The organism is Phycicoccus elongatus Lp2, assembly GCF_000367525.1.
GTDB classification, from domain to species: Bacteria; Actinomycetota; Actinomycetes; order Actinomycetales; family Dermatophilaceae; genus Phycicoccus_A; species Phycicoccus_A elongatus.
In genome coordinates, this window is the sequence record NZ_HF570956.1 from 629,989 (window position 1) to 631,718 (window position 1,730).

At 74.9% G+C, this 1,730-nt stretch carries 3 protein-coding genes; all 3 read left to right on the forward strand.

Features of this window, described 5'->3' with window-relative positions; translation table 11 throughout:
• On the forward strand, nt 1-458 hold a 458-nt coding region (locus tag BN10_RS17175; RefSeq protein ID WP_233354250.1), incomplete at its 5' end, for an aminotransferase class I/II-fold pyridoxal phosphate-dependent enzyme.
• Entirely contained in the window at nt 455-1,456 is a 1,002-nt protein-coding gene (gene cobA / locus BN10_RS02965) for a uroporphyrinogen-III C-methyltransferase (RefSeq protein ID WP_010849677.1), read from the forward strand. The genes BN10_RS17175 and cobA, both read left to right, overlap by 4 nt.
• Nucleotides 1,457-1,469: 13 nt before the next feature.
• The coding region (locus BN10_RS02970; protein WP_040750864.1) for an adenosylcobinamide-GDP ribazoletransferase at nt 1,470-1,730 on the forward strand (261 nt) is incomplete at its 3' end.

The following is a 1,730-nucleotide window of genomic DNA, read 5'->3' on the forward strand; positions in this document are numbered from 1 at the left end:
CCCCCCAGCCACACTGGTCGGTGTCCTCGCTGGCCGCCCGGGCCAGCGTCGCCGTCTGCGCCCCCGCGGCCCGCGCGGAAGAGGCGGAGCTGGCGCGCGAGGCCGCCGGGTGGCGACGTCATCTCGTGCGCGGACTGCAGGCCTTGGGCCTCGACCCGGTGGCGGGCGCGGCGCCCTTCGTCCTCGTCCGGGTCGGTCCCGGCATCCACACGGTGCTGCGTGAGCGTGGGTATGCCGTGCGGCGCGGCGACAGCTTCCCCGGCCTCGGGGCTGACTGGGTCCGCATCGCCGTGCGCGATCCGCACACGACCGATGGACTCCTGCGCGAGCTGCAGCCCGTCCTCGGGAACCTTGCTGCCCGTGCGTCAGCGGTCGGCCACCCCGGGGCCTCCATGGTGACCGCCTCGGCCCACCCCACTGACCGATCTGCTCCACCCCGCAGAGAGCTCACCGCATGACCCTGCGCCTCCCCCTCCCCGATGGCTCCGCGCCCCACGTCCTGGTCGTGGAGCCGGGTCCGCGCGCGTCCGAGACGGTCCAGTCGCTCCTCGACCAGGGCGCACGCGTCGACGTCCAGAGCCCGGCACCCGATGCCCGACTCGTCGACCTGGCCGGTCGCCGCCTCATCACCCTGCACACCGAGGACGACCTCGACACCGGGCGCTATGACATCGTCCTGCGCGACCCGCTGCGCGCCGCGGCGACCGCGACGACCGACCGAACCACCGGCCGGGTCGTCCTCGTCGGCGGCGGCCCCGGCCCCCTCGGCCTGCTCACGATCGCGGGACTGGAGGCCGTTCGCACTGCCGACGTCCTCGTCTGTGACCGGCTCGCCCCCCTGGCGGCACTGGAGCAGGCCAAGCCCGGCGCCGAAGTCGTCCACGTCGGCAAGATCCCGCGCGGGGAGTTCACGCCCCAGGAGCAGATCAACGCCATCCTCGTCGACCGCGCGCTCGCCGGGCGCCGCGTCGTGCGCCTCAAGGGCGGTGACAACTTCGTCTTCGGTCGCGGCGGCGAGGAGTGGAATGCCTGCGTCGAGGCCGGCATCCCGGTCGAGGTGGTGCCGGGAGTCTCCTCCTCCATCGCCGTGCCGGCCCTGGCCGGCATCCCGCTGACCCACCGCAGCCTCACCCAGGGCTTCGTCGTCGTCTCGGGCCATGTCACCCCGGAGGACCCGCGCAGCGACATCGACTGGGATGCCCTGGCCCGGCTCGGTCTGACCATCGTCATCCTCATGGGGGTCGCGGCCCTGCCCGAGATCACTGCACGCCTCCTCCGGGCCGGCCTGGACCCGGCGACGCCGGCGGCCTCCATCGCCGACGGGGGAATGCCCTCGCAACGCCTGGTCCGCGGCGACCTCGCCACGTTGCCCGCCGCAGCGGCCGCCGAGGACATCGGCGCCCCCGCCGTCACGGTCATCGGTCCCGCCGTGTCCGCCCTGCTCCCCCAGGCCTGAGGGAGTCCCCGCGATGAATGCTGCCTGGGGCGGGCTGAGGCTGGCCGTCGGGACGCTCACGATGATCCCCGTCGGCCACATCCCCCCGCCCACGCGCCGGGTCGGCGCCTGGTCGATGGCCTTGGCCCCGGTCGCGGCACTCCCGTTGGGCGTGCTCGTCGCCGCGACGTGCCTGCTCGGGCGGTGGCTCGCGCTGCCCGCGCTCGTCACGGCGTCGCTGTCGATCGGTGCGCTGGCCCTCGCCACGCGCGCCCTCCACCTGGACGGACTGGCC

Excerpts from the sequence above, each read along its gene's own strand:
- cobA (WP_010849677.1), top strand. The coding sequence starts at position 455 with ATGACCCTGCGCCTCCCCCTCCCCGATGGCTCCGCGCCCCACGTCCTG.